Annotated in this window: 24 protein-coding genes and 1 tRNA gene; 10 read left to right on the top strand and 15 right to left on the bottom strand. The window is 63.5% G+C overall.

Annotated elements, in window-relative coordinates:
- Position 1 precedes the first annotated feature (1 nt).
- The 3 genes from LO787_RS23685 to gltX form a co-directional block, all read right to left on the bottom strand.
- Positions 2-199 carry a hypothetical protein gene (locus tag LO787_RS23685; protein WP_232493412.1) on the bottom strand — a complete coding sequence of 66 codons (198 nt, stop codon included), beginning with the start codon at positions 197-199 and terminating at the stop codon, positions 2-4.
- 155 nt (positions 200-354) lie between these two features.
- Entirely contained in the window at positions 355-1,638 is a 1,284-nt protein-coding gene (locus LO787_RS23680) for a citrate synthase (RefSeq protein WP_232493411.1), read from the bottom strand.
- 11 nt (positions 1,639-1,649) lie between these two features.
- Positions 1,650-3,116: a glutamate--tRNA ligase gene (gltX, locus tag LO787_RS23675; RefSeq protein WP_232493410.1), complete on the bottom strand. Its 1,467-nt coding sequence runs from the start codon at positions 3,114-3,116 to the stop codon at positions 1,650-1,652.
- A gap of 135 nt (positions 3,117-3,251) precedes the next feature.
- Between gltX and LO787_RS23670 the strand changes: the two genes are divergently transcribed.
- On the top strand, positions 3,252-5,360 hold the full coding sequence (locus LO787_RS23670; protein WP_232493409.1) for a ComEC/Rec2 family competence protein: 2,109 nt from the start codon (positions 3,252-3,254) through the stop codon (positions 5,358-5,360).
- Positions 5,361-5,525: 165 nt separating this feature from the next.
- On the opposite strand, the gene lexA is transcribed toward LO787_RS23670, so the two are convergent.
- The 9 genes from lexA to LO787_RS23625 all read right to left on the bottom strand — a co-directional run bounded on the left by lexA (position 5,526) and on the right by LO787_RS23625 (position 14,706).
- The gene (gene lexA / locus LO787_RS23665) at positions 5,526-6,218 is read right to left on the bottom strand and encodes a transcriptional repressor LexA (RefSeq protein ID WP_232493408.1); all 693 of its coding nucleotides are present in this window, start codon (positions 6,216-6,218) and stop codon (positions 5,526-5,528) included.
- A 101-nt stretch (positions 6,219-6,319) separates the two neighbouring features.
- On the bottom strand, positions 6,320-7,546 hold the full coding sequence (locus LO787_RS23660) for a molybdopterin molybdotransferase MoeA (RefSeq protein WP_232493407.1): 1,227 nt from the start codon (positions 7,544-7,546) through the stop codon (positions 6,320-6,322).
- Positions 7,534-8,019 (bottom strand): cyclic pyranopterin monophosphate synthase MoaC, encoded by a 486-nt coding sequence (gene moaC, locus LO787_RS23655; RefSeq protein ID WP_232493406.1) that lies wholly within the window; start codon positions 8,017-8,019, stop codon positions 7,534-7,536. The genes LO787_RS23660 and moaC overlap by 13 nt, the downstream gene beginning before the upstream one ends.
- Before the next feature lie 34 nt (positions 8,020-8,053).
- Positions 8,054-8,845, bottom strand: coding sequence for an indole-3-glycerol phosphate synthase TrpC (trpC, locus tag LO787_RS23650; RefSeq protein ID WP_232493405.1), 792 nt, complete (start codon positions 8,843-8,845; stop codon positions 8,054-8,056).
- A 10-nt stretch (positions 8,846-8,855) separates the two neighbouring features.
- On the bottom strand, positions 8,856-9,848 hold the full coding sequence (trpD, locus tag LO787_RS23645) for an anthranilate phosphoribosyltransferase (protein ID WP_232493404.1): 993 nt from the start codon (positions 9,846-9,848) through the stop codon (positions 8,856-8,858).
- Positions 9,845-10,444 (bottom strand): anthranilate synthase component II, encoded by a 600-nt coding sequence (locus LO787_RS23640; RefSeq protein WP_232493403.1) that lies wholly within the window; start codon positions 10,442-10,444, stop codon positions 9,845-9,847. Before LO787_RS23640 ends, trpD begins: the two co-directional genes overlap by 4 nt.
- Positions 10,441-11,229, bottom strand: a complete 789-nt coding sequence (locus tag LO787_RS23635) for a phosphodiester glycosidase family protein (RefSeq protein ID WP_232493402.1) — start codon at positions 11,227-11,229, stop codon at positions 10,441-10,443. Before LO787_RS23635 ends, LO787_RS23640 begins: the two co-directional genes overlap by 4 nt.
- Positions 11,226-12,737: an anthranilate synthase component I gene (trpE, locus tag LO787_RS23630; RefSeq protein ID WP_232493401.1), complete on the bottom strand. Its 1,512-nt coding sequence runs from the start codon at positions 12,735-12,737 to the stop codon at positions 11,226-11,228. Before trpE ends, LO787_RS23635 begins: the two co-directional genes overlap by 4 nt.
- Before the next feature lie 19 nt (positions 12,738-12,756).
- The gene (locus LO787_RS23625) at positions 12,757-14,706 is read right to left on the bottom strand and encodes a peptidylprolyl isomerase (RefSeq protein ID WP_232493400.1); all 1,950 of its coding nucleotides are present in this window, start codon (positions 14,704-14,706) and stop codon (positions 12,757-12,759) included.
- A gap of 328 nt (positions 14,707-15,034) precedes the next feature.
- Between LO787_RS23625 and tpiA the strand changes: the two genes are divergently transcribed.
- The 5 genes from tpiA (at position 15,035) to add (ending at position 20,752) form a co-directional block, all read left to right on the top strand.
- Positions 15,035-15,796 (top strand): triose-phosphate isomerase, encoded by a 762-nt coding sequence (gene tpiA, locus LO787_RS23620; protein WP_232493399.1) that lies wholly within the window; start codon positions 15,035-15,037, stop codon positions 15,794-15,796.
- Between the two features lie 124 nt (positions 15,797-15,920).
- Positions 15,921-16,322 carry a preprotein translocase subunit SecG gene (gene secG / locus LO787_RS23615; RefSeq protein ID WP_232493398.1) on the top strand — a complete coding sequence of 134 codons (402 nt, stop codon included), beginning with the start codon at positions 15,921-15,923 and terminating at the stop codon, positions 16,320-16,322.
- Between the two features lie 142 nt (positions 16,323-16,464).
- Positions 16,465-18,099: a CTP synthase gene (locus LO787_RS23610; RefSeq protein ID WP_232493397.1), complete on the top strand. Its 1,635-nt coding sequence runs from the start codon at positions 16,465-16,467 to the stop codon at positions 18,097-18,099.
- Between the two features lie 123 nt (positions 18,100-18,222).
- A complete protein-coding gene (locus tag LO787_RS23605; RefSeq protein ID WP_232493396.1) occupies positions 18,223-19,617 on the top strand; it encodes an alkaline phosphatase family protein in 1,395 nt (464 codons plus the stop codon).
- 145 nt (positions 19,618-19,762) lie between these two features.
- Positions 19,763-20,752, top strand: coding sequence for an adenosine deaminase (add, locus tag LO787_RS23600; protein ID WP_232493395.1), 990 nt, complete (start codon positions 19,763-19,765; stop codon positions 20,750-20,752).
- Here add and LO787_RS23595 read toward each other — a convergent pair.
- Both LO787_RS23595 and LO787_RS23590 read right to left on the bottom strand, forming a co-directional pair.
- The gene (locus tag LO787_RS23595) at positions 20,749-21,684 is read right to left on the bottom strand and encodes an AEC family transporter (RefSeq protein WP_232493394.1); all 936 of its coding nucleotides are present in this window, start codon (positions 21,682-21,684) and stop codon (positions 20,749-20,751) included. The genes add and LO787_RS23595 overlap by 4 nt on opposite strands.
- A 195-nt stretch (positions 21,685-21,879) precedes the next feature.
- Positions 21,880-22,347 carry an Hsp20 family protein gene (locus tag LO787_RS23590; RefSeq protein WP_232493393.1) on the bottom strand — a complete coding sequence of 156 codons (468 nt, stop codon included), beginning with the start codon at positions 22,345-22,347 and terminating at the stop codon, positions 21,880-21,882.
- Positions 22,348-22,501: 154 nt separating this feature from the next.
- Here LO787_RS23590 and grxC point away from each other — a divergent pair, with 154 nt between their 5' ends.
- The 4 genes from grxC to LO787_RS23570 all read left to right on the top strand — a co-directional run bounded on the left by grxC (position 22,502) and on the right by LO787_RS23570 (position 24,221).
- Positions 22,502-22,765, top strand: a complete 264-nt coding sequence (gene grxC, locus LO787_RS23585) for a glutaredoxin 3 (protein WP_232493392.1) — start codon at positions 22,502-22,504, stop codon at positions 22,763-22,765.
- A 4-nt stretch (positions 22,766-22,769) separates the two neighbouring features.
- Positions 22,770-23,597, top strand: a complete 828-nt coding sequence (locus tag LO787_RS23580; RefSeq protein ID WP_232493391.1) for a carbon-nitrogen hydrolase family protein — start codon at positions 22,770-22,772, stop codon at positions 23,595-23,597.
- Positions 23,598-23,604: 7 nt separating this feature from the next.
- Complete coding sequence (locus LO787_RS23575; RefSeq protein ID WP_232493390.1) at positions 23,605-24,105, top strand: DUF1178 family protein; 501 nt, start codon at positions 23,605-23,607, stop codon at positions 24,103-24,105.
- 39 nt (positions 24,106-24,144) lie between these two features.
- Positions 24,145-24,221 (top strand) — tRNA-Arg (locus LO787_RS23570).
- A gap of 79 nt (positions 24,222-24,300) precedes the next feature.
- Here LO787_RS23570 and LO787_RS23565 read toward each other — a convergent pair.
- Complete coding sequence (locus LO787_RS23565; RefSeq protein ID WP_232493389.1) at positions 24,301-25,359, bottom strand: NAD(P)-dependent alcohol dehydrogenase; 1,059 nt, start codon at positions 25,357-25,359, stop codon at positions 24,301-24,303.
- Position 25,360: the final 1 nt, after the last annotated feature.

Here is a 25,360-nt window from a genome sequence, read left to right as displayed (position 1 = left end):
GCTAGCAGCGCTTTCCAAGCCAGACGACGATCCCGCCGACCACCGCCAGTACCGCGCCGCGAATGGCCCAGCTCTTTTCGCCGACCATGAAGCTGTCCGCCGGCCACTTGAGCACGCCCGTGCCCTGCAGGACGACGAAAAGTCCGGCCGCAATGGCCAATATGCCCAGCGCCACCGCCAGGATTCGAATGAAAGACATGTGATAGCGGCCCCGTTGGAGCATCGAGGATGCGCTGCGGATGAGGCCGGATTGTGGCGCAAGTATCCAAATGGACAAGCCCAAACGAAAAAGACCCCCGCTTTCGCGAGGGCCTTCTTCGGGTAACCGCGATTGCTCGCGGATATCGTCGCTGCTCAGCGCTTGTCGACGGGCACGTAGTCGCGCTGCGTCGGGCCGGTGTAGAGCTGGCGCGGACGGCCGATCTTCTGGCCGGGATCCGAGATCATTTCGTTCCACTGCGCGACCCAGCCCACGGTGCGGGCGAGGGCGAACAGCACGGTGAACATGGTGGTCGGGAAGCCGATCGCCGACAGGATGATGCCCGAGTAGAAGTCCACGTTCGGGAACAGCTTCTTCTCCGCGAAGTAGGGATCGCTGAGCGCGATCTCTTCGAGGCGCAGCGCGGTCTCGAACAGCGGATCGGTGACGTTGAGAGCCTCGAAAACCTCGCGCAGGGTCGACTGCATGACCGTCGCGCGGGGATCGTAGTTCTTGTAGACGCGGTGACCGAAGCCCATCAGGCGGAACGGGTCGCTCTTGTCCTTGGCGCGATCGATGTAGTGCTGGATGCGATCCGGCGTGCCGATCTCCTTGAGCATGTTGAGCGCGGCTTCGTTCGCGCCGCCATGGGCAGGGCCCCAGAGACAAGCGATACCCGCCGCGATGCACGCGAAGGGGTTCGCGCCCGACGAACCGGCAAGACGCACGGTCGAGGTCGAGGCGTTCTGCTCGTGGTCGGCGTGGAGGATGAAGATGCGGTCCATCGCCTTCTCGACCGCCGGGATCACCTCATACTCTTCCGCCGGCACGCCGAAGGTCATGCGCAGGAAGTTGCCGGTGTAGCTGAGCTTGTTGTCGGGGTAGAGGAAGGGCTGGCCGACCGAGTACTTGTACGCCATCGCCGCGATCGTGGGCATCTTGGCGATCAGGCGGTGCGAGCTGATCTTGCGATGCTCGGGGTCCGCGATGTCGGTCGAATCGTGGTAGAACGCCGAAAGCGCGCCGACGACGCCGCACATGATCGCCATCGGGTGCGCGTCACGGCGGAAGCCGCGATAGAACGTTGCCAGCTGCTCGTGCAGCATGGTGTGGCGCGTGATGGTGTTCTCGAAGGTGGCGAGCTCATCCTTGCTCGGCAATTCACCATTCAGGAGCAGGTAGCTCGTTTCCATGAACGACGAGTGTTCGGCCAGCTGGCCGATCGGGTAGCCGCGATGAAGCAGAACGCCTTCGTCACCGTCGATGTACGTCAGCGCCGATTCACAGCTCGCGGTCGAGGTGAAGCCGGGGTCGAACGTGAACTTGCCCGTCTGGCCGTAGAGCTTGCGGATGTCGATCACATCCGGGCCAACGCTGCCCTTGAGAACCGGGTATTCGAAGTCCGCGCCACCAGCGCTCAGTTTAGCCTGATCACCCACCAATTATCTCCTTATGACTGCGACCCGGCGGGAACCTGTGCCTGCTCGCCAATGCGCGCGAGGCTCTCTTCCCGTCCGAGCAGTACCAGTACGTCGAAAATCCCCGGCGAAGTCGTCTGACCCGTCAGGGCTGCCCGCAAGGGTTGCGCGAGCTTGCCGAGTCCCAATCCGAGGGCCTCGGCCATTGCCTTCAGGTTGGCTTCCAATGCCTCAAGAGTCCAGTCGGCCTGGCCGGACAGGCGCTCGTGAATCGCCGCAAGGCGCTCGCGCCCCTCGACGGTCAGGAGAGCCAGCGCCTTCTCGCTCATGGCGAGCGGGCGCTTGGCGAAGAGGAAGGCAGAGCCTTCTGCAAGTTCGTTCAGGTCCTTTGCACGGACCTTGAGCACGGGCATGGCGCGGACCAGCAGGTCGGCAGGTCCATCGCCGTCCACGCCATCGAGGCGCGCTTCGACGAGACCTGCGAGCCGCACGTCGTCGGCCTCGCGCACATAATGCCCGTTGAGATTCTGTAGCTTGGCAAGGTCGAAGCGCGACGGGCTCTTGCCCACGTCGACCATGTCGAACCATTCGATCGCCTGCTCGCGGCTGATGATTTCCTCATCACCGTGGCCCCAGCCGAGGCGCAGCAGGTAGTTGAACACCGCTTCGGGCAGCAGGCCCATCTCGTCGCGATAGGCGTCGACGCCCAGCGCGCCGTGGCGCTTCGACAGCTTGGCGCCGTCCGAACCGTGGATCAGCGGAACGTGGCCGTAAACCGGCACGTCCCAGCCCATGCCGCGGATGATTACGAGCTGGCGGAAGGCGTTGTTGAGGTGATCGTCGCCGCGCAGGACGTGCGTCACGCCCATGTCGTTGTCGTCCACCACCACGGCCAGCATGTAGGTCGGCGTGCCGTCGCTGCGCAGGATGACGAAATCGTCGATTTCCTCGTTCTGCACGGTCACGGAGCCCTGGACGAGATCTTCGATCGTCGTCTCGCCGTCACGCGGCGCCTTGACGCGCACGACCCACGAACGGTCGGCGGGCCAGGTCGAGGGATCGGCGTCGCGCCATTCGCTGTCGATGCGGAACGGCCGGCGCTCTTCCTGCGCCTTCTGACGGCGCTCGGCGAGTTCTTCCTGGGTCAGGTAGCAGCGATAGGCGTTGCCGCTCTCCATGAGCTGCGCGGCCACTTGCGCATGGCGGTCCGAACGCGCGAACTGGAACACCGGCGCCTCGTCACCGTCGAGGCCAAGCCACGACAGGCCGTCGAAGATCGCGTCGATCGCAGAATCCGTCGAACGGGCGCGATCGGTGTCCTCGATGCGCAGGAGGTACTTGCCGCCATGGTGGCGCGCGAAGAGCCAGTTGAACAGCGCCGTGCGGGCGCCGCCAATGTGGAGATAGCCGGTCGGCGATGGAGCAAAGCGCGTGACGACAGGGCGGAGCATTGGGGCCTCCTTGCCAGTCGCTTCGCCCGATGCACTGCCGCTTGCCATCTACCCGACCTTCCTGTCCTATTGGCGGCCATGGGGACCCACGCCGCGACTTGTCAAAATCCGCCTCCGCAGGGGCCTGGAGCCGCTGCATTGCAGCATGGGCCATGGACCGGTGAAGGCGTCTTGTCGAGGGTTTTGGCGGTCGTCGAGCGTTTTCTTTCGCAGGCCGGATTCGATCGGGCTCCATGGCTCACGGTAGCCTTCGCAACCGGCATAATTGCGTGGTTTTGGCTGCCTTCGGCGCCATGGTGGGCGGGCTTTTGTGGGCTTTGTATTGCAGTTTCTGCAATTGCTTGCGCGTCCTTTCGTTGGTGCAATGCGTGGCCTCATGCGATGCGGGCGCTTCAGGTGCTGCCGCTGCTTGTGCTGGCGGGATGCATCGTGGTGTGGGGCCGGTCCGAACTGGTCGGCCAACCGCCCATCGCCCGGCCGCTTTCCGGGACATTTACAGGTCGGGTACTGGGCGTCGAACCACAACCGGCACTGGAGCGCGACCGGCTGACGCTCGCCATGCGCGAGCCGGAAACCGGACGCGCCATCAAGGTGCGCGTGAACGTGCCGGGAAAAGCCTCCACCGCGGAGCTTTCGGCGGGCGATCTGGTGGCATTCAAGGGACGACTCATGCCTCCCGCGCCGCCGATGTTGCCGGGAGCATACAACTTCGCGCGTACCTCATGGTTCTCGGGCATCGCGGCGACGGGTTCGGCGATCGGGGAGATCGAAGTCATCGAACCGGGCATGGACGACGACGCATGGCTTTCCGGTCTGCGCCAGTCGCTCACCGATCATATACGCGAGCGCATCGGCGAACGGCGCGGTGGTATGGCCGCTGCCTTCGTCACGGGCGATCGGGGCGGCATTTCCAGATCCGACGACGAAGCGATGCGCGATTCGGGGCTGGCGCATCTGCTTTCGATCAGCGGGCTGCATGTGAGCGCGATGGTGGGTGCGGTCTACCTGATCGTCATCAGGGTGCTCGCACTGTTTCCCTGGCTGGCGCTGCGGGTCAGGTTGCTGGTGCTGGCGGCGGGGGCGGGGGCGCTGGCGGGGGTGGGTTATACGCTCCTGTCAGGCGCCGAAGTGCCGACCGTCCGCTCATGCATAGGCGCACTGCTCGTACTCGCTGCCATGGCGCTCGGTCGCGAGCCGCTGTCGCTGCGAATGCTGGCCGTCGCGGCTTTTTGCGTGATGCTGTTGTGGCCGGAGGCGGTGACCGGCCCGAGCTTCCAGATGAGCTTCGGCGCGGTGCTGGCGCTTGCCGCCGTCACGACGTCCGAGCCGGTGCGGCACTTCCTCGGCCCCCGTGGCGAGGGCTTGGCGATGCGCGGGCTGCGCCATGTCGGGCTGCTCCTGCTGACCGGCGTGGTGATCGACCTCGCGCTCATGCCGATCGGCCTGTACCACTTCCACCGAGCGGGCGTGTACGGGGCGATCGCCAATGTCGTGGCGATCCCGCTGTCGACATTCGTCGTCATGCCGCTGCTGGCCGCCGCGCTCCTGCTGGATGTGGTCGGGGCAGGTGCGCCGATGTGGTGGCTGGCGGGCCATGCCATCGATCTGCTCACCGGCCTGGCGCACTGGTTCGCATCCCGACCCGGAGCCGTGAACCTCCTTCCGGCCTCGGGAACGGGTGCCTTCCTCCTGTTCGTGGCTGGGGGACTCTGGCTGGGCCTGTGGAGCGGCCAAATCCGTTGGCTGGGCCTGCCACCGGCACTGATCGGCACGGGGCTGCTGGCGCTGGCTCCACCTGCCGATATCCTGATTTCAGGTGATGGCCGTCATGTCGGTCTGGTCGATCCTGCAGGCGGCCGCCTCTTCGTCCTGCGAGATGGCGCGAGCGGTTACGCGCGGGACAACCTCATGGAACAAGCTGGCATGGAAGGCGAGCCAATGCCGCTCGACCGCTGGCCGGGCGCCGTCTGCAACCGGGACTTCTGCACTCTGGAGATCAGGCGTTCCGGCATCACCCGTCGCCTTCTCGTGTCCCGTGGCCGCGATGCAGTGCCTGAACGCGCCCTGGTCGCCGCCTGCGAGCATAGCGACATCGTCATCGCCGACCGATGGCTGCCGCGCAGTTGCCAGCCTCGATGGCTCAAAGCCGACCGCGCTTCGCTGGCCGAGACCGGTGGCCTTGCCGTTTATATCGAAGACCAGCGCATCGAAACCGTGGCTCAGACGCAAGGCGAACATGGCTGGTGGCGAACGGCGGCGCCCAACACGGCAGTTAAGCGTGCGCATCGCTAGGCCTTGCGGCCAATTCGACATATCATGCCGTCATAAGGCTTGGGCGGTAAGGCAAGCCATATGCCCGCACCACTACTGCCGGTCATGAAGGCAAAGCACCTGCGGCAGCAATTGGGATTGAAGCCCGTTCATCCTATGGGTCGAACAGGCTTCAGCAAATGAACTTCAATTGTAGCGACGAAGCAGGCCGGCGAGCTTGCCCTGGACCTCGACTTCATCCGGTCCGTAGATCTGCGGCTCGTACGCGGCATTGGCCGGGTCAAGCCGAACCATGCCAGATTCGCGCCGGAGATACTTCAGCGTCGCTTCTTCACCACGGATGAGGGCCACGACGATTTCGCCGTCGCGCGCCGAGTTGGTGCGCTTCACAAGTGCAAAGTCGCCATCGAGAATACCGGCTTCGACCATCGAGTCGCCGGAAACCTCGAGCGCGTAGTGTTCTCCTGATCCGAGAAGCGCAGCGGGAACAGGTAGCATGGACTGCCCTTCCAGCGCCTCGATCGGTACGCCGGCAGCGATGCGGCCGTGCAGCGGGATTTCGATGACGTCATTGGCAGGCTGCGGCGCGCTTCGCGCAGGCTGAATCGCCGCGATGCCGGTGTCGTCGTTAGTGGCCGTGGCGCGCGAGGGCTTCGTCCCGGCATTGTCGGGTTGGCGCAGCACTTCTAGGGCGCGGGCACGATTGGGCAGGCGGCGGATGAAGCCGCGCTCCTCCAGCGCAGAAATCAGCCGGTGAACGCCCGATTTCGACTTGAGATCGAGTGCTTCCTTCATTTCCTCGAAGCTCGGGGAAATGCCGCTGTCTTCGAGACGCGTCTGGATGAACCGGAGCAATTCGTGCTGCTTGCGCGTCAACATTGTCGCTGCCTTTTCGTAACCTCCGGACCAGGGAAAACCTGACCTTGTTTGTTCTGGTAGTGAACATTGAGGGAACAATCAAGCAACGAATCGAAACGATCTTAAGCAATACCGCCATTCTGAAGCAGATAGATTTGAACCTTGTCGTTCACCCGCGCGTCTTCGGCAAATGCGGCGCGGTCGATAAGGACATTGCTGGCCGCAATGGAGGAAAGTGCGCCGCTGTCCTGCAAGGGATTGGCGATGACGGTTTCCCCATTCCACCATCCGCGCAAGAATTCGCGACGCTTTCCGTTGGCACGCAACGGTTCGCCTAACGAGGCCGTGAAGTGCATCGGTAATGGCTGTGCAGCGCCAAGCATCGCGCGGAGCATGGGTAGCATGAAATGATAGGCGGTGACGTAGCTCGACACCGGATTTCCGGGAAGTCCAAGCACGATCTGGCGGCGGCCATTTGTGTCGCGCGTGGCCACTAGAATGGGTTTGCCCGGCTTGATCGCCACGCGCCAGAAATCGATGCTGGCACCCCATCGTTCGAGAGCGGGACGGATGAGGTCGTGATCGCCTACCGATGCTCCGCCGCTGGTTACGATGAGGTCGGCGTCGGACGATGCCTCGAAAGTGGAGGTAATGGCCTTGATCGTATCGGGAACCGGGCCGATCCGCCGGGCATCGACGGCGGTTGAACCCGCCAAAGCCAGGAGCATCGCGCCGTTACTGGCGGGGATTTGGTGAGGCGCGCAGTGCTCCGGGTCGGCAGCAAGTTCGTCGCCGCTGTCGATGATGACGACGCGGGGCTTGCGGGATACGGGCAGGTACTTGTGTCCTGCCGCGATGGCGAGGGCCGTCTGTGCGGGACCGACCGGCTTGCCTCTAGGCAGGATTTCAGCGCCTTCGATGAAGTCCATGCCGCGAGGGCGGATATGCTTCGTTGCGGGAACGGGCGCTTCGCCGGTCAGCGATATCTCGTCGCCATGGCGCGCCAGATCTTCTTGGAGAATTACTGCCGATGCGTCAGCGGGCAACACCGCGCCGGTGGAGATGCGGACGGCCTCGCCGATTGCGATAGTGCCGATATACGGATGACCCGCCGCGCTTTCTCCCACGACACGCCAGGGGCCGGTGAGGTTCAAACCAGCGACGGCATAACCGTCCATCGCTGAGAGGCTGGCCGCAGGCTGGGTCCGGCGGGCATGGAGCGGCTCGGCGAGATATCGCCCGAGAGCGCCTTCCACATCGACGTGCTCGATCGTGAGCGGAGATGCCAAGGCAAGAAGCCGCGCCTGCGCTTCCTCCAGGGGAAGGGGGGGCGCGGTTACTCGGTCCATCCTGCAGCTTTCCAGTGGCCGGACTTGCCGCCACGCTTCTCGACGAGGCGGATTTCGCCGATGACCATGCTTTTGTCCAAGGCTTTGGCCATGTCGTAAATCGTTATGAGTGCGATGGAAGTCGCTGTTATTGCTTCCATTTCTATGCCTGTCTTGCCTGTCAGCGAAGCAGTCGCAGTGGCGCGGATCGCATCGGCCTCGAACGTGAAGTCGATGTTCACGGCATCCAGCGCGAGCGGATGGCACATCGGTATGAGGTCGGCAGTCCGCTTGGCCGCCATGATCCCGGCGATCCGCGCTGTGCCAAGAACATCGCCCTTCGGCGCATCTCCGGCCTTGATGGCATCCAGCGCCTCCGCCGACATCGTGATGCGCCCCGAAGCGACTGCGAAGCGTTGTGTAGGCGATTTGGCGCCTACATCCACCATGCGGGCCGTGCCTTCGGAATCGATGTGCGTAAGGGTCTTGCTCATTTCGTCTCCCTCTTCACACAGCGGGCAGGCCGGATCAAATGCCGGTAAGGAGCATCCGCGTTGCGGCTTCGATGTCGGCCTGACGCATGAGGCTCTCACCGACGAGGAACGTGCGTGCGCCGCTTGCGGACAGGCGTTCGAGATCGGCGTGGGTGTTGATCCCACTTTCGCTGACGAGCAGCGTGCCTTCCGGTGCCAACGGGGCGAGGCGCTCGGTCGTCGAGATATCGGTTGCGAAGCGCTTCAGGTCGCGATTGTTCACGCCGATAAGTCTGGATTTCAAGCGGCTTGCACGATCCATCTCGGATTCATTGTGAACTTCGACGAGGCAGTCCATCCCCCGTTCGTGCGCTGCAGCCTCGATCTCCGCCATGAGCACGTCGTCCAGCGCAGCGACGATGATGAGGATGGCGTCGGCACCGATGGCGCGGGCCTCGACGACCTGCCACGGATCGATCATGAAGTCCTTGCGGATTACCGGCAGCGCACACGCGGCGCGGGCGGCGATCAGGAAATCCTCGTGGCCCTGGAAATAGGGTGCATCGGTCAGGGTCGAGAGGCAGGCTGCGCCGCCCTTTTCATAAGCGACCGCGTGTTCTGAAGGACGAAAATCTTCTCGGATCAATCCTTTGGATGGTGAAGCTTTCTTGATTTCCGCAATCAGCGCGTAGTCGCCGGCGGCCTTTGCGCGAAGCGCTGCCTCGAAACCGCGCGGCGCGGTTTGCTGCGAAGCCCGTGCATCGAGGTCTGACAGGGTGGCGAGCACCTTGCGGGCCGCGACTTCCTCGCGCTTGGTATCGCAGATTTCGGTAAGCTTGTCGGACATGGATTCCTCGTCAGGCGCGGGTGGCCGCGATCCAGCAGTCGAGCAGCGCTTTCGCCAGCCCCTTGTCGATGGTTTCGGCGGCTTCCTCGACGCCTTCGGCCCAGCTATCGACCTCTCCGGCGACCATGAGCGCGCCTGCCGCATTCAGGAGGACCGCGTCACGGTAAGCACCGTGTTCGCCGAGCAGAAGGCGGCTGAGGGCTTCGGCGTTGTAGGCCGGATCGCCGCCACGGATGGCTTCCACCGGAGCAACCGGAAGTCCGGCATCCTGCGGCGTCACACGTCGCATCGACAGTTCGCCGCTGCGAATGTCGGCCACTTCGTTGCCGCCGGCGAGGCTCAGTTCGTCGAGCCCCTCGTCGCCGGATATGACCATCGAATGCTCGGTGCCCAGGCGCAGCAGGGCGTCGGCGTAGATCGGCACGTAGGCGGGACGCGCGATGCCGACCAGTTGTCGCGATACTTGCGCCGGATTGGCCAGCGGCCCCATCAGGTTGAAGATCGTGCGACGGCCGAGCGACTTCCGGAGCGGCATGAGGCGGCCGAGCGCCGGGTGATGCCGGGCAGCGAAGAGGAAGCCGATACCGATCTCGGACAGGGTAGATTCGGCGGTCTCGACCGCGCGATCGAGGTCCAGCCCCAGCGCTTCGAGCGTGTCCGCTGCGCCCGCCTTAGAACTGGCGGCGCGGTTGCCGTGCTTGGCGACCGGAACGCCCGCTGCCGCGACGACGAGCGACACCGCAGTCGATACGTTGAGCGTGTGGTGGCCATCGCCGCCGGTGCCGCAGACGTCGATGGCGTTGGCGGGGGCTTTCACCGGGATCATGCGGTCGCGCATGGCGCGCGCGGCGCCGGCGATCTCGCCCGCGGTTTCTCCCCGATCGGATAGGGCGATCAGGAAGGTGGCGATTTCGGATTCGGGGACATCACCGTCGAGGATGGCGGCGAAGGCGATCTCGGCCTCTTCCTCGGGTATCGGGTGCCGGGGATCAGGCAGGCTCACAGCACAACCAGCCGTTCCGGAAGCCGGGCGTCGATCCCGCAGGCCTTGAGGAAGTTCGCGAGCATGGCGTGACCGTGCTGGGTGGCGATGCTTTCCGGGTGGAACTGGACGCCGTGGATAGGCAGGCTGGCGTGGCGGAAGCCCATGATATGACCGTCGTCCGAGCGCGCGTTGACGACAAGCGTCTCGGGAATGTCCTCGACGATCAGCGAGTGATAGCGCGTCGCCGTGAACGGCGAGGGGAGGCCTGCGAAAACGCCGGTTCCGTCATGCGTGACCGGAGAGGTCTTGCCGTGCATCAGACCGCCGCGCACGACCTTGCCGCCGAAATACTGGCCGATCGACTGATGGCCGAGGCAGACGCCCAGCAGCGGCATCCCGGCATCGGCCGCCGCGCCGACGAGATCGAGGCTGATGCCTGCCTCGTTGGGCGTGCAGGGGCCGGGCGAAATGAGGAAGCCCTTGGCTCCGCTGGAGATCGCCTGGCCTGCGCTGAGCGCGTCGTTGCGCACGACTTCCACTTCGGCGCCGAGTTCCATCACGTAATGGACCAGGTTCCAGGTGAAGCTGTCGTAATTGTCGATGACGAGGATCATCTGTGTGCCTTTGCGCTTTTCTCGACGACGATCAAGGGGCCGAGCGGGGGACCGCCATCGACGCGGCCATGTTCCGGATCCCAGAGCGAGGAAACGCTGCCGTCGAGGAACAGTGCGTTGTCGCATTTGAGGGCGTCGCGGAAGTAGCGGGCCAGCTTGCCGAAGGAGACCGGCTCGTCCGAGATCACGAAATGCGCGCGGCCCCTGGCATCCACGCCGACGCCGTTGCGCAGTTTCAAGGACTTGCCGTCGTCATCGATCCTGGGATGCAGCTTGCCTGCAATGACCAGCATCGGGCCTGACTGCGTGCCGAAATCGGGGCGATCAGTCACTGACTTCTCGAAATCGTCGGATTTGCGCACATGCCAGTTGCCGCCCGCGTCGCCGTAGAAGACGCCGTTGGGCAGCATGTGGAAGTTGCCCCAGCCCTCGTTGGTGTTGAGCGCTTGGCGTTTCTCGCCTTCTTCCACGTAGTAGCCGATGGGCTGGCCATCGGCGTCGAACATGCCGCCATTCATCGCGAAGGCGACTTCGTGGCTCTTGGCGGGCCGATTGACCGCGAGTTGCGAGAGGCTGCGGTACGGTGCGCCGTCCTTCGGCCCGAGTACCGCGTGGATGGTGTGGCGGCCGGGCACCGCTGTGCAATGCGTGAAACTCGCGCCCTCGAAACTGCCGCCTTCGCATGGCGGCGGCGGTGGCTTGGGAGGCTGCGGAGCCGATTCGGAGGAACAGGCTGCGAGGAGTATAGGCGCCGCGAAAGCAGCAATCCCCGCAAGCCGTGTCATTGCCCGAAGCCCGGTTCCCCCGCGACGCGGATAGCTTCGCGCGCGGCGGCGAACAGCGCGCCGCTCTTAGCTTCGCACTCGCGCTGCTCGTAGGCAGGATCGCTGTCTGCCACGATACCGGCACCGGCCTGAACGTGGAGAACGCCGTCCTTGAGCAGTCCCGTCCGCAGGACGATGCAGCTATCCACTGAACCGTCCGGCGCGAAGTAGCCGACGCCGCCCGCGTAGGGGCCACGCGTTTCGGGTTCGAGTTCGGCGATGACTTCGCAGGCGCGCACCTTGGGGGCGCCCGAAACGGTGCCTGCGGGGAACCCGGCAAAGACCGCATCGATGGCGTCGTGATGCGCGGAGTCGAGCTTGCCGACGACGTTCGACACGATGTGCATGACGTGGCTGTAGCGCTCGATGGTGTAACTGTCGGTCACTTCGACAGTCCCGGCGGCGGCGACGCGGCCCACGTCGTTGCGGCCAAGGTCGAGCAGCATGAGGTGCTCGGCGCGTTCCTTGGGGTCGGCGAGCAGGCTTGCTTCGTTCGCCTTGTCCTCGGCAGGGGTCTTGCCGCGCGGGCGCGTGCCAGCGATCGGGCGGATCGTGACCTCGCCCTCACGGACGCGAACGAGAATCTCCGGGCTCGAACCGATCAGCGCGAAGCCGGGCAGGTCGAGGTAATACAGGAACGGTGATGGGTTCACGCGGCGCAGAGCCCGGTAGAGCGCCAGCGGCGGCAGCGGGAATTCACATGTGAAGCGCTGCGCCAGCACAACTTGAAAGATGTCGCCGGCCTCGATGTAGTCCTTGGCCCGAAGGACCATCGCCTCGTAGGCTTGCGGCGTCATGATCGCGGTTTTGGTCGGCTCCGGAAGATCTGTGGCTACAGGCGCAAGTGGTGCCGGAGCGGCAAGTCGGCGCAGTGCCTCGTCGATCCGCTCGACCGCGCGAGTGATGGTCTGCTCGGCACCATCGCCGCCGGACCAGACCGGGGCGACGCAGAAAAGCTCGTCGGAGAGGCGGTCGAAGATCAGGATCAGCGATGGGCGGACGAACAGCATGTCGGGCAGTTCGAGTGGGCTCTGCGGTGCGCGCGGCAGCTTCTCGACCAGTCCGATGGTCTCGTAGCCGAAATAGCCGACGAGGCAGGCGAGGGCTTTGGGCAGTGCTTCCGGAACGTCGCAGCGGCAGCTTTCAACCAGAGCTCGCAGTTCAGTCAGGCTGTCGCCTGCGAGCGGGGAGAAGGCCTCGCGGTCAGCCTGCCAGCCACGATTGATCTCGCAGGCCTGGCCGCTGGCGCGGAACACCAGATCGGGGTCGAGGCCGAGCAGGCTGTAGCGCCCGCGCGTCTCGCCGCCTTCCACCGATTCGAGCAGGAAATCGCCGCGCCCGTCCTCGATCAGCTTGAGCGCTGTGCTGACGGGTGTCTCGGTATCGGCGACCAGCTTGCGCCAGACCAGCGCGGGCTTGCCCTGCGCAAGCTGGTCCATCACCTGCTGACGATCGCATTCGCGCTCCATCGCTGCCCCCTGCATCCGCTCAGTTGGCCTGCGCGGTGCCGGCGAGCTGGTCGCGGACGGACTTGATGGCGTCGTCCTTGCGCTTCACGCCCACGTCCTTGCGCATTGCGGCGCCAAGAGCGGAGGCATAGCTCTGACCCAGCTGCTGGCCGAGTTCGGTCTGCGCGCGGCGGATCATGTCGTCCGAATCGATCTGGGCGGGCACGATGTCCTTGAGCTGGACCACGAACCAGCCACGCTCCCCGGCGGCCGACTGCACCTTCACCGTGCCCTTGGCCATGTGGAACATCAGCGAGACGGGCGGCGGCACCTGACGGCCGGACTGCAGCGCGGCGGCAAGCGTCGGGCGCGACATCGAGACCTGCTGCGGCGGAGGCAGCTTCTTGCCCGAAGCGGCCATGACCTGCTCGATCGACTGACCCTTGCGCAGATCGGCCTGCATCTTGAGCGCCACCGCCTTGGCGGCCTTGGCACCTGCATCGACCGACCACGCGAGCTTCACGTCGTCCTTGATCTGGGCGAGCGGGGCAGGGGCGGATGCCTGGATGTCGGTCACGTCGTAGATCACGAAGGACTTGCCCTTCTCGACCTCGGCGACCTGAGGCTGCTCCTGATCCATGCCGAAAGCGGTGGCGAGGATCGGGCGAAGCTCAGCCGAGATCGTCTCTCCGGGCTTGAGATAGACCCCGCCGTCAGCGGTCAGCGGCTGCGTCTGCTGGACTTCGACGCCCAGCGACTTCGCCACTTCGTTGAGGTTCGATCCACCCGAGAACTGGCTGTCGATCTTGCCGAGGGCGTCGCTGAAGGCCTTGCGGGTCTTCTCCGTGGCGATCTGCGCCGTCAGTTCAGCCTTGACCTCGGAGAGCGTCTTGGCGGGCGTCTTCTGTTCCTCGTCGACGCGGATGACGTGCCAGCCGAGCACGCTCTTTTGCGGAGCTGCAAGCTTGCCCACGGGCGCGGCGAACACCGCCTGCGCCACGGAGGGCGAGAACTGGCCGGACAGCTCTTCACGGCTGAAGCCCTCGAGCTTGGCGGCGGAAAGGCCCTTTTCCTGCGCAGCGGTTTCGAGCGATTTGCCCTTCTCCACTTCCGCGATCACCGCCTTGGCGGCAGCTTCGGTCGGAACGATCAACTGCGTGATGCGGCGATTGTCCTTGGCTGCATAGGCGGCCTTGTTCGCTTCGAAACGCGCGGCGATTTCGGCGTCGGTCGGTGCCGCGGCGGCGGGAACCTTGTCCTCGCCAACGATCGCATAACGCAGGGTACGTCGCTCGGGGCGGACGAACTGGCCGGTGTGGTCTTTGTAGAAAGTCGCGAGTTCGGCGTCGGTCGGCTGCTTGGCTGGCGCGAACAGCAGCGAGGGCAGGGCGATCACAGTGCCGCTGCGCGTCTCGCTCAGCAACGAGGCATAGCGCTTGGCGGCATACTGGGACATCACCGAGCCGATCTGTGCGGGAACGACGAGTTCCTGCGCGACCATGTTCTTACGCACGTCATCGCGCACGGCTTGTTCGGAAAGCTGCTGCTGGGCGAGGGCCTGACGGAAAACATTCTGGTCGAACTTGCCGTCCACGCCCTGGAAAGCCGGAATTTGGGTCAGTTCGCTATCGACGAGCCGGTCGCTCACGACCACGCCGTTCTTGGTGCCGTAGGCGTAGAACGTGGCGCCATCGATCAGGCTGTCCAGTACCTGCTCCAGACCGCCTTCGGCGATCAACTGCTTCATCGTCGCGGTCGGGGTCTGCTGCTTGACGCGCTCCAGAGCGCGCTTTGCGCTCTGGTCGAGTTGCTCAGCGGTGATCTTCTCCTTGCCGACGGTGACGATGGCGCTGCCCGGACCGGCGGTGCCGGAACCGGTGAGACCCGCGATGTCGCCGCTGGCGAAGGCGAGGGCGATGAGCCCGAGAACCGCCAGGCCGATGAAAGCACCGACCTTGGACTTGAGAAACGAACGGAAGAAATTGAGCATGGACCGTGCCGATCAGCGATTATCTGCGCGAAACCTGCGGCTTCGCCTCTAAACGCGGCAGGCTTTAGGGTGCCTTCGCCTATCCTGCAATGCCACTTGCGCAAGGCCGGGGCAAAAGCCGATCGCGTGGCAATACTGCGACGGTCACGGCATAAAGAGCGACGAAGACAGGGCAGTAATTTTGACAAGGCGTGCTTGGGTGCCCTAGCTGCCCGCGACAGCAATGACCTGATTCCCGGTTCCGCGGCAACGGCATTACCGGAAATCTGCGAGGGAACCCGCGGGGGAGTTCCCGAAGGTTCGCCGAGATCGGATCAAGGGGGGCGAAATGGCCGGACTACCTTACATCGTCGGAAACTGGAAAATGAACGGCACGCGCGCCATGCTCAACGAAGCGCGCGCCATCGATCGGGCAGCCGCCCGGTTTCCCAAGGTGCAGGTGGCCTTGGCCCCTCCCTCGACCCTGCTCTACCGGATGCGCGACACGGTGGAACTCATCGGTGTCGGCGGACAGGATTGCCATGCCAAGGACAATGGCGCCTACACCGGCGAAGTCTGCGCGGGGATGCTCAAGGACGCCGGGGCGGACTTCACCATCGTCGGCCATTCCGAGCGTCGTGAGTATCAGTCCGAAACCGATGCGGAAGTAAAGGCCAAGGCGGAAGCTGCGCTTTCAGCGGGCCTCTCCGTGATCCTGTGTGTCGGCGAAACAGAAGCGCAGCGTGACGCAGGCGATGCGGAAGGCGTGGTCACCGCGCAGGTCGAAGGCTCGTGCCCGAGCACTGAAGGCGCTCCTGAGCGGCTCTCGATCGCTTACGAACCGGTATGGGCGATTGGCACTGGCCGAGTGCCGTCGGTCGATGACGTCGCCGCGATGCACAAGGCGATTCGCGCAAAGCTCGTTGCGATCTATGGCGATGCCGGTTCCGATGTGCGCATTCTCTACGGCGGTTCGGTGAAGGCCGAAAACGCGGCCGAACTGCTTGCCGTGCCCGAAGTGGGTGGTGCGCTGGTCGGCGGTGCGAGCCTGACGGCGGAGAGCTTCCTGGCTATCGTCGGCGCGGCCGCATCGCTAGCCGAAGTAGGCTGAATTTCGCGCGTCGGCAGTCTTGTCGGCGCAGCAATAAAGTTGCCGGGTTGCGCGCTCGCCTGCGAGCGCCTATCTGCGCGGCGAACGATGCGGGGTATGTCCCCGCGATAAGGCTGAGACGAAGATGTTCCTTTTCCTGACCGTGGTCCAGGCGCTGGTGGCCGCCATGCTCGTTGGCGTGATCCTGGTGCAGAAGTCCGAAGGCGGCGGCCTAGGCGTGGGCGGCAGCCCTTCGGGGCTGATGTCGGCGCGCGGTGCGGCCAACTTCCTGACCCGTGCGACTGCGGTGCTGGCAAGCGTCTTCGTGATCCTGAGCATTGGCCTTGCAGCGCTGGCGGTCAACGAAACCTCCGGCCGCGATATCGATACTTCGCTTGAGCGCAACGTGGCTCCGGCCGCTCCGGCTCAGCCCGTGGATCCGCTCGGCGGCGCTGCCAATCCGGCTGCTCCGGCCCCCGCGTCGCAGGGCGCTCCCGCCGGCGACTCGGTCCCGGCCGATCCTCTTTCGGGTGCTGCCAAGCAGTAACCCCGGCAAGCGTCTTCGGACGCTTCACCGTAACCGGAATGCCGTCTGGCGTTGTCAGACGGCATTTCCATGTGTTTGACCTGTGGAATGAGGCTCCGGGCGCTTGCCTGAGGGCCCCCATGCAATTTAAGGCCCGACTCCCATGGCGCGGCATATTTTCATCACCGGCGGCGTGGTCTCCTCGCTGGGCAAGGGTCTCATGGCGGCGAGCCTCGCGGCTCTCCTGCAGGCACGCGGATACAAGGTCCGCATCCGCAAGTTCGATCCCTATCTGAACGTCGATCCCGGCACGATGAGCCCTTACCAGCATGGTGAGGTTTTCGTGACCGACGATGGCGCGGAAACGGACCTCGACCTCGGCCACTATGAACGCTTCACCGGCGTGTCGGGCCGCAAGGCGGACAACATCACTTCGGGCCGCATCTACCAGGATATCATCGCCAAGGAGCGCCGCGGCGACTATCTCGGCGCCACCGTTCAGGTGATCCCGCATGTCACCGACGCGATCAAGGACTTCGCGCTGACGGAAACCGAAGACCTCGATTTCGTCCTGTGCGAGATCGGCGGCACCGTCGGCGACATCGAAGGCCTGCCCTTCGTCGAGGCGATGCGCCAGCTGCGTAACGAGCTTGGCCGCGAAAAGACGTGCTTCGTACACGTTACGCTGGTTCCCTACATCGCCGCTGCGGGCGAACTGAAGACTAAGCCGACGCAGCACTCGGTGCGCGAACTCACCGGTCTTGGCATTCAGCCCGATATCCTTCTGTGCCGCGCCGACCGCGAACTGCCTGAGAGCGAGCGCCGCAAGATCGCGCTGTTCTGCAACGTGCGCCCGCAGGCGGTGATCCAGGCGCTCGACGCACCGAACATCTACGCCGTGCCGCTGCAGTATCACCGTGAGGGCCTCGACGCTGAAGTCCTCCATCACTTCGGCATGCTCGAATCGGCCAAAACGCCCGAGCTATCGCGCTGGGACGACATTACCGACCGTTACCAGAACCCCGAGGGCGAAGTGACCATCGGCGTCGTCGGCAAGTATGTCGGCCTGCAGGACGCCTACAAGTCGCTGAACGAGGCGCTCGTTCACGGCGGTATGGCCAACCGGGTCAAGGTCAACGTGCGCTGGATCGACGCCGAGGTCTTCGAGAAGGAAGACTCCGAGATCGCCGCTGCATTGGAGCCCATGCACGGCATTCTCGTCCCTGGCGGCTTCGGCGAGCGTGGCACCGAAGGCAAGATCGCTTCCGTTCGCTTCGCCCGCGAACGCAACGTGCCGTTCTTCGGCATCTGTCTCGGCATGCAGATGGCCTGCATCGAAGGTGCCCGCGCGGCCGGCATCGAGAAGGCCAGCTCCACCGAGTTCGGTCCCACCGAGGAACCGGTCGTCGGCATCATTACTGAGTGGATGACCGAGGACGGCCTCCAGACCCGCGCCGAAGGCGGCGATCTTGGCGGCACGATGCGTCTCGGGGCCTATCCGGCCGCTCTTTCGCCCAACAGCCACGTAGCGGCACTCTACAATGCTACCGAGATCAGCGAGCGCCACCGTCACCGTTACGAAGTCAACGGCTCGTATCGTGATGCGCTCGAAGGGAACGGCCTGATCTTCTCGGGCATGTCGCCTGACGGTCTGCTGCCAGAAATCGTCGAGCGTCCGGATCATCCGTGGTTCGTCGGCGTGCAGTTCCATCCGGAACTTAAGTCGCGTCCGTTCGAGCCGCATCCGCTGTTCTCCGGCTTCATCGCTGCAGCCTTGCGCCAGGCACGTCTGGTCTAAGGATAGATCCAGTTCCGGGCTTGCTGCGGCGCAACAAGTCCAGAACGGAGCAGTCTCTGCTGGTTACTTTTACATGATAACGGGCATCTCTGTGACCAGCGAAGTGCTGGCGCGGAGGTCCGGATGTCGACGATTGTTCTCGAATTCAACGAACTGTCGCCGACACTACTCGACCGCTTCATAGCGGCCGGGCATCTCCCCAATTTCAAACGCTTGCGCAACAGTGCGCTCGTTGCCGTCACTGATGCAGAGGAGGCGGCACCCAATCTGGAGCCTTGGATCCAGTGGGTTACTGCGCATACTGGCTTGTCTTATGCCGAGCATGGCTGCTTCAAGCTCAACGATGGCGCCGCATTGAGCGCACCTCGCATATGGGATCTGGTAAGCCGGAGCGGGCGCACGAACTGGATTTGCGGCAGCATGAACGCTGCTGTCCAAGCCGGATTTCTCGGACATTTCCTGCCGGACCCATGGGCGACGGAGCCTGTCTCGCTCCCTGATGGTCATTTCGAGCCCTATACGCATCTGGTCCGCAGCTACGTGCAGGAGCATAGCGCGCAGCCGGATGTCTCGCCCCTCGATTTTGCCCGGTTTGGCCGTTTCATGCTCACGCATGGGCTGTCGGCGCAATCGGTGTTGGCCGCGATCGCGCAACTTGTGCAGGAACGTGCGGACAACGTGAAATGGCGCAGGGCCATGATCCTCGATCGACTGCAATGGGATCTGTTTCGTTCCATTTATCGCAATGAAAAGCCGCACTTTTCGACGTTCTTCATTAACAGCACCGCCCATTTCCAGCATTTCCACTGGCGCGAATTCGAACCCGAACTGTTCGGGATACAGCCTTCGGAGCAGGATTTTCGCGAGCATCGAGACACGGTGCTGGAAGGCTATCGCAACATGGATCGCTTGGTCGGCCAAGCGCTGGCCATGACAGGAGGAGATGACAATCTCGTTCTCCTGACGGCGCTCAGCCAGCAGCCGATGCTGACGCATGAAGAAGATGGGGGCAGGCAGATTTTCCGCCATCGCGACATCGCGCGGCTCATGGCTTTTGCCGGAGTGGCGCCAGGCTGGCGTTACGCGCCTGTGATGTCGCAGCAGTTCCTGCTCCATTTCGAGAGTGAACAGGCCGCTATAACCGCAGCCGAACGTATCGAAGCCCTGCGTCTTTCTGATGGTCGGCAGCCGATGTGGGCGCGGCGGGAAGGCTTGTCTCTCGACGCCGGATGCATGGTCGAACAGTACCCCGCCAAAGAAATCGTCGTATTGTCTTTGGCGGCCAACGAAGCTGTCGGCTTCTTCGACCTGTTCTATCCTCTTGAAGCGCTACGCAGCGGCAAACATCATCCTGATGGGGCTTTCTGGATCAAGGGACCGGGAATCCAGCCACGCCGTCTCGCTGACCGCGTATCGCTTCGAACGGTCGCGCCGACTTTGGCGGAACTCACGGGAGTCGAAGGTCAGTTTTCAATGCGGTCTATCCTTGTCTCCATGCCAATGGAAATCGCAGCCTGACGCTCATTCTGCTGTTGCAGTGCAGCAGATTTAGCTTTCCGGCGAATGGCGCCCCGATATAGTCTGCCGCATCGTCCGAGAGGCGATGCGGCAGAGGGCAAGATCGAAAATGCAGCCAAACTCTATCGTCGATTTCATCCACGGTATGCCCAAGGCCGAACTTCATGTTCACCTCGAAGGAACGCTGGAAGCGGAACTCAAGTTCGAACTGGCTGCGCGCAATAACGTCGATCTGCCTTATGTCGATGTCGAGTCTATGCGGGCCAGCTATGTCTTCCATGACCTCCCGAGCTTTCTCACGATCTTCTATGAAGGCAGCTTTGTATTGCATCATGAAGAGGATTTCCGCGATCTGGTCTACGCCTATCTGCGCAAGGTCGCGTCCCAGAATGTCATCTACGCAGAGATGTTCTTCGACCCTCAGCAGCACACTGATCGCGGCGTTTCGTTTTCGACGATGATCGAGGGGCTGACGCGTGGCCGCATCGAGGCTGAACGTGATTTCGGCATCCGCTCGCAACTCATCATGTGCTTTGTACGGGAGCGTAGCGCTGAAAGCGCAATGGCGGTGTTCGAAATGGCATTGCCGTATCGCCACCTGATCGTTGGCCTCGGGCTGGATTCAGACGAGTTGGACAACCCACCGACCAAGTTCGCGGAGATTTTCCGTCGCGGACGCGAGGCGGGCTTTCGGCTCACGATGCATTGCGATGTCGATCAGAAGAATACGCACGAGCATATCCGGCAGGCGATCGAGGACATCGGCGTCGAGCGGATCGACCATGGCGCGAACCTGCTCGATCGTCCTGAACTCATCGAGATGGCGCGGGAGCGCGGGCTGTTCTTTACCGTCTGCCCTTATGCCAATGAGATGATGCGACCCGGTGAAAATCAGTCGATCGCGCGCGGAATGCTGGACCTCGGATTGAAGCTGACGCTCAACTCCGACGATCCCGCCTACATGGAAGGCAATTACATCAATGAGAACATGCTGATGGTGCATGATCTTGCCGGGTTCGGACCTGATGACTTCATCACCGTTACCCGCAATGCGTTCGACGCGGCCTGGATTGACGATGAACTCCGGCAGGAATTGCACCGTAAGCTCGATGCTTACGCAATGGCGAGCGTCTAGCTGATAAGCATGAGGTAAGTCGACACCGTGACGATCGACATGACGGTGGAGATCAGGATGACTCGCGCCGTAACTCCGGCCTCTCGCCCGTAGAATTCGGCAAGCATGAATGGTCCGGTGCCGGTAGGCAGCATGGCCAGGATCACCGCAGCATGTCGAACTGGGGCTTCGAGCGGAAACACCCACATCGCCAGCAGCCACGCCATGGCCGGATGCACCATAAGTTTCACAGCGACTAGCGCGGTGGTCAGCAGTCCTGCGCCTGGCGCTGCTTTACGTGGCTCTGCGAGGAAGAGGCCGAGGCCGACCAGCGCGGCGGGCGAAGCTGCGCCACCCAGCAGTTTCAGAAAGACTTCGACGGGCTGCGGTACTGCGAGGCCGGTTGTCGGAAAGAACGTCGCCAGCACTGGCGCGACGATCAGCGGGTTGGTGGCGAGTGACTTGCTGACTTTGGCTGCGACCTTGAGTGGATGACTGCCTGCATGCAGTCGGATCTCGATGAGAACGATCGCCCCGGCAAAGAGCACGCAGGCTACGATGATCGTCGAGATCAGCGTCAAGGTGTTGCTCCAGGAGCCAAGTGCTCCCAACAGGAGAGGGAAGCCCAGAAAACCGGTGTTCGGATAGGCGGCCGCAAGGCCGAGTACGGGGCCATCCGCGCTAAAGCCGCTACGCCGAATATGCAGCAGCACCGTCAGCGCGAAGATCGCCATCGTGCTCAGCGTGAAGACCGCCACGAAGTGCGGCTGCCACAGTTCATGCCAGTTCGACTTCGCCACGATGTCGAACAGCAGCGCGGGCAGGGCGAGGTAGACGACGAACCGGTTGAGTTCGCTGGTGGCCTGCGCGCCCATCACACCGATACGCCGCACCAGCCACCCGGCGAAGATCAGTGAGAAGACGGGCAGTACGATTCCGAGGATCGCGGTCATGGGTGATCGGTCCGAGGCATGGCCTGCGGGCTAACGATCAACCCTTTCTGGCGCGAGGCTTATTCCGGCCAGGCGCGTGCGATCTGCGCAAGTCGACATGCAAAAGGAGGCGGCCCGAGATCCGGACCACCTCCATAGGGTTCGACTGGATTTGCGGAAAGGGACGGGAACCGCAAATACCTGTCGCGCCGGACTTTATGCGGCTGCGGTGTTGCCTTCGCCGCCATCAACGACCGTCAGGGTATTGCCACCGATGGCGACCTTCTTCGGCTTCATCGCTTCAGGAACCTCGCGGACGAGATCGATAATGAGCAGACCGTCTGCAAGGTCGGCACTATCTACGCGCACGTAGTCGGCGAGTTCGAACCGGCGCTCGAATCCGCGCTGGGCGATGCCGACATGCAGCATCTCGCCTTCGGCGCTTTCCTCGGGCTTGCTGCCCTTGACGACCAGCAGATTGGCCTGCGCTGTGATGTCGATGTCTGCCGGCTTGAAACCCGCAACTGCCAGCGTGATGCGATAGGCATCCTGACCGCGCCGTTCGATGTTGAAGGGGGGGTATTTGTCGCCCGAATTAACGCGCGCCTGATTCTCGATCATGTCGAAAAGGCGGTCGAAGCCGACCATGGTGCGGCGATAGGGCGAGAAATCGATACGGTTCATGACAAAAATCCTCCTATGAGCAATCTTCGTTCTTCATGAGGCCCGGAAATCCGGCGCCTCGTCGGAAAAGCCATGCCCATGGCGGGCCATGACTTGCGTACCTAGATATGATAGCCGACCGGCCTTTCAAGGGTCGCTTAAACTGGAGTTTGGCATGAGCCAGCCGAAGATCGAGATCTACACCAAGTGGGGTTGCCCCTACTGCGTTGCCGCCAAGTCGCTGCTCGACAAGAAGGGCGTCGCTTACGAGGAATACGACCTGACCATGGGCGGTCCCAAGCGCACCGAAATGCTGGAACGGGTGCCGGGCGCGAGCACGGTTCCGCAGATCCTCATTGACGACAAGGCCTATGGCGGCTTCGACGACATCAACGCGCTCGACCGCGACGGCAAGCTCGACCCCGTTCTCGGTCTCTGATCGCATGGTGCGTGCAGCGCTGTTCCAGATGACTACGGGCATCGACCCGCAGGCCAATGCGGCTGCGATCGTCGATGCGATCGAGCAGGCACGAGCAGGTGGAGCGGCCATGCTGTTCACGCCTGAAATGTCGGGCCTGCTGGACCGGAAGCGTGACCGCGCGCGCGAAGCGATCACGACCGAGACGGACGACATCGTTCTTGCGGCGGTGCGAGAGGCCGCGAGGCGCGAGGGAATTTGGGTCCACATCGGATCGCTCGCCATCGCGCGCGAAGACGGCAAGTGGGCCAACCGCGCGTTCGTGATCGACGGCAGCGGTGACATCCGGGCTCGATACGACAAGATTCACATGTTCGACGTGGATCTCGCTTCGGGCGAGTCGTGGCGGGAGTCGAACGCCTATACGCCGGGCGATGATGTCGTGACGGTAGAGACGCCGCTCGGGCGTCTGGGGCTTGCGATCTGTTATGACGTTCGCTTCCCGGCGCTGTTCGAAGCTCTGGGGCTGGCCCGCTGCGACGTGATCGCCGTGCCTGCTGCCTTCACCGTTCCTACGGGGCAGGCGCACTGGCATCTCATGCAGCGCGCCCGTGCCGTGGAGGCCAGCGCCTATATCCTGTCCGCCGCGCAGGTTGGGAGCCATGAGGACGGGCGTGAGACTTACGGGCACTCTCTGGCCGTCGATCCCTGGGGCGAGGTGTTGCTCGACATGAAAGGGGCCGACGACGGTGGTGCGGCAGGCGTGGCGTTCGTGGATATCGATCACGAACGCATCGCGCAGGTCCGTGCGCAGTTGCCGAGCCTTGCCAATCGCCGCGCTATCGCCAAGTAGCTGCCCGATGATCGTCTACGACCTTGAATGCCGCGCCGGAGCACATCGATTCGAAGGCTGGTTCAAGTCTTCCGATGACTATGCTCGCCAGCAGGAACGGGCGCTGCTTGCGTGCCCTCATTGTGGCTCGACGGCGATCGACAAGGCCATTCAGGCTCCACGGCTTGCACGCAAGGGCAACCAGATGCCGCAAGCCGCTCCGACAGGGCGCGACAAGGCATCGGTGGCGGCAAAAAGCGATACGGCGGCGGTTGCAGGTGTACCACTGCCTCCGCAGGCTGCGGAACTGATGCAGGCGCTCGCCACGATGCAAGCCGAGGCGCTCAGGTCATCGCGCTACGTGGGCGAAAGTTTCGTCAAGGATGCGCGCGCCATGCACTATGGTGAGCAAGAGGCCGAGACCATCCACGGACAAGCGACCGTCGCAGAGGCGAAGGAATTGCTGGAGGAAGGCATCGGGCTCATGCCGTTGCCATTTCCGGTTGTTTCCCCGGAACAGGCGAACTGATTGCAAAGCTGTTTTGCAGCGGCTAGGACGCCCCTGCGTGCGCCCGTAGCTCAGCCGGATAGAGCACCAGATTCCTAATCTGGGGGCCATGGGTTCGAATCCCGTCGGGCGCACCACTTTCCAGCAGATATGAAAACGGCGGCCGCTCCTTTCAGGGAGCGACCGCCGCCGTATTTCAGCCTTTGGCTATCGATATCAGGCAGTCGCATCCAGCGATGCGCTGTCGATGACGAAGCGGTAGCGGACGCCGCTGCGCTCCATGCGGCCGTAAGCCTCGTCGATCTGCTGGATGTCGATCATCTCGATGTCCGAGACGATCCCGTGCTCCGCGCAGAAATCGAGCATTTCCTGCGTTTCCGCGATGCCGCCGATCAGAGAGCCCGCAATCGTCTTGCGTCCGAATATCATGCTGCCGATGTTCGGGCTCGGATGCGGATGCTCGGGCACGCCCAGCATCACCAGCGCGCCGTCGCGCTTGAGCAGGTTGACGTAGGCGTCGAGGTCATGGCTGGCGGCCACGGTGTCGATGATGAGATCGAAGGTTCCGTTATGCGCAGCCATTTCCTCGGGCTCGCGGCTGACGACGGTGCTGTCCGCACCGAGGTCGATAGCGTCCTGCCGCTTGGCAGGGGTCGAGGTGAAGGCGACGACCTGCGCACCCATGGCGTGCGCGATCTTGATGGCCATGTGGCCGAGGCCCCCGATGCCGACGACGCCGACCTTCTTGCCCGGACCGGCGTTCCAGTGACGCAGCGGGGAATAGGTCGTGATGCCTGCGCAGAGGAGCGGAGCGACAGCGGCGAGTTGCTCAGGCGCGTGGCGGATCGAAAGGACGAAATGTTCGTCGACGGTGATGGCGCGCGAATAGCCGCCAAGCGTGTGGCCGGGAGCATCGGCAGTCGGCGCGTTGTAGGTGCCGGTGAAGCCGTTTTCGCAGTACTGCTCGAGGTCGTCATGGCACGATCCGCAATGTTGGCAGCTATCGACCATGCAGCCGACGCCGACGGTATCGCCGATCTTGAAGCGGGTCACTTCGGCGCCGACGCTGGTTACGGTGCCGACGATCTCATGACCCGGAACGCAGGGGAAGACGGTGCCACCCCACTCGCTACGGACGGTGTGGAGGTCGGAGTGGCAGACGCCGCAATAGGCGATCTCGATGGCGACGTCGCGCGGGCCGGTTTCGCGGCGCTCGATGGTGATGGCTTCGAGCGGCCGGTCGGCGGAATGGGCGCCGTAGGCTTTGACTTGCATG

The sequence above is a fragment of the Novosphingobium kaempferiae genome (genome assembly GCF_021227995.1).
Lineage (GTDB): Bacteria > Pseudomonadota > Alphaproteobacteria > Sphingomonadales > Sphingomonadaceae > Novosphingobium > Novosphingobium kaempferiae.
The sequence above is the reverse complement of the archived record's forward strand: the minus strand, read 5'-3'. Positions and strand labels throughout refer to the sequence as shown.

Excerpts from the sequence above, each read along its gene's own strand:
- trpE (WP_232493401.1), bottom strand. The coding sequence starts at position 12,737 with ATGGAGCGCGAATGCGATCGTCAGCAGGTGATGGACCAGCTTGCGCAG.
- LO787_RS23565 (WP_232493389.1), bottom strand. The coding sequence starts at position 25,359 with ATGCAAGTCAAAGCCTACGGCGCCCATTCCGCCGACCGGCCGCTCGAA.
- trpC (WP_232493405.1), bottom strand. The coding sequence starts at position 8,845 with ATGTCCGACAAGCTTACCGAAATCTGCGATACCAAGCGCGAGGAAGTC.
- moaC (WP_232493406.1), bottom strand. The coding sequence starts at position 8,019 with ATGAGCAAGACCCTTACGCACATCGATTCCGAAGGCACGGCCCGCATG.
- LO787_RS23605 (WP_232493396.1), top strand. The coding sequence starts at position 18,223 with ATGTCGACGATTGTTCTCGAATTCAACGAACTGTCGCCGACACTACTC.
- LO787_RS23590 (WP_232493393.1), bottom strand. The coding sequence starts at position 22,347 with ATGAACCGTATCGATTTCTCGCCCTATCGCCGCACCATGGTCGGCTTC.
- LO787_RS23660 (WP_232493407.1), bottom strand. The coding sequence starts at position 7,546 with ATGGACCGAGTAACCGCGCCCCCCCTTCCCCTGGAGGAAGCGCAGGCG.
- LO787_RS23610 (WP_232493397.1), top strand. The coding sequence starts at position 16,465 with ATGGCGCGGCATATTTTCATCACCGGCGGCGTGGTCTCCTCGCTGGGC.
- grxC (WP_232493392.1), top strand. The coding sequence starts at position 22,502 with ATGAGCCAGCCGAAGATCGAGATCTACACCAAGTGGGGTTGCCCCTAC.
- LO787_RS23640 (WP_232493403.1), bottom strand. The coding sequence starts at position 10,444 with ATGATCCTCGTCATCGACAATTACGACAGCTTCACCTGGAACCTGGTC.
- LO787_RS23575 (WP_232493390.1), top strand. The coding sequence starts at position 23,605 with ATGATCGTCTACGACCTTGAATGCCGCGCCGGAGCACATCGATTCGAA.
- gltX (WP_232493410.1), bottom strand. The coding sequence starts at position 3,116 with ATGGCAAGCGGCAGTGCATCGGGCGAAGCGACTGGCAAGGAGGCCCCA.
- LO787_RS23635 (WP_232493402.1), bottom strand. The coding sequence starts at position 11,229 with ATGACACGGCTTGCGGGGATTGCTGCTTTCGCGGCGCCTATACTCCTC.
- LO787_RS23625 (WP_232493400.1), bottom strand. The coding sequence starts at position 14,706 with ATGCTCAATTTCTTCCGTTCGTTTCTCAAGTCCAAGGTCGGTGCTTTC.
- add (WP_232493395.1), top strand. The coding sequence starts at position 19,763 with ATGCCCAAGGCCGAACTTCATGTTCACCTCGAAGGAACGCTGGAAGCG.
- lexA (WP_232493408.1), bottom strand. The coding sequence starts at position 6,218 with ATGTTGACGCGCAAGCAGCACGAATTGCTCCGGTTCATCCAGACGCGT.
- tpiA (WP_232493399.1), top strand. The coding sequence starts at position 15,035 with ATGGCCGGACTACCTTACATCGTCGGAAACTGGAAAATGAACGGCACG.
- secG (WP_232493398.1), top strand. The coding sequence starts at position 15,921 with ATGTTCCTTTTCCTGACCGTGGTCCAGGCGCTGGTGGCCGCCATGCTC.
- LO787_RS23580 (WP_232493391.1), top strand. The coding sequence starts at position 22,770 with ATGGTGCGTGCAGCGCTGTTCCAGATGACTACGGGCATCGACCCGCAG.
- LO787_RS23595 (WP_232493394.1), bottom strand. The coding sequence starts at position 21,684 with ATGACCGCGATCCTCGGAATCGTACTGCCCGTCTTCTCACTGATCTTC.
- LO787_RS23685 (WP_232493412.1), bottom strand. The coding sequence starts at position 199 with ATGTCTTTCATTCGAATCCTGGCGGTGGCGCTGGGCATATTGGCCATT.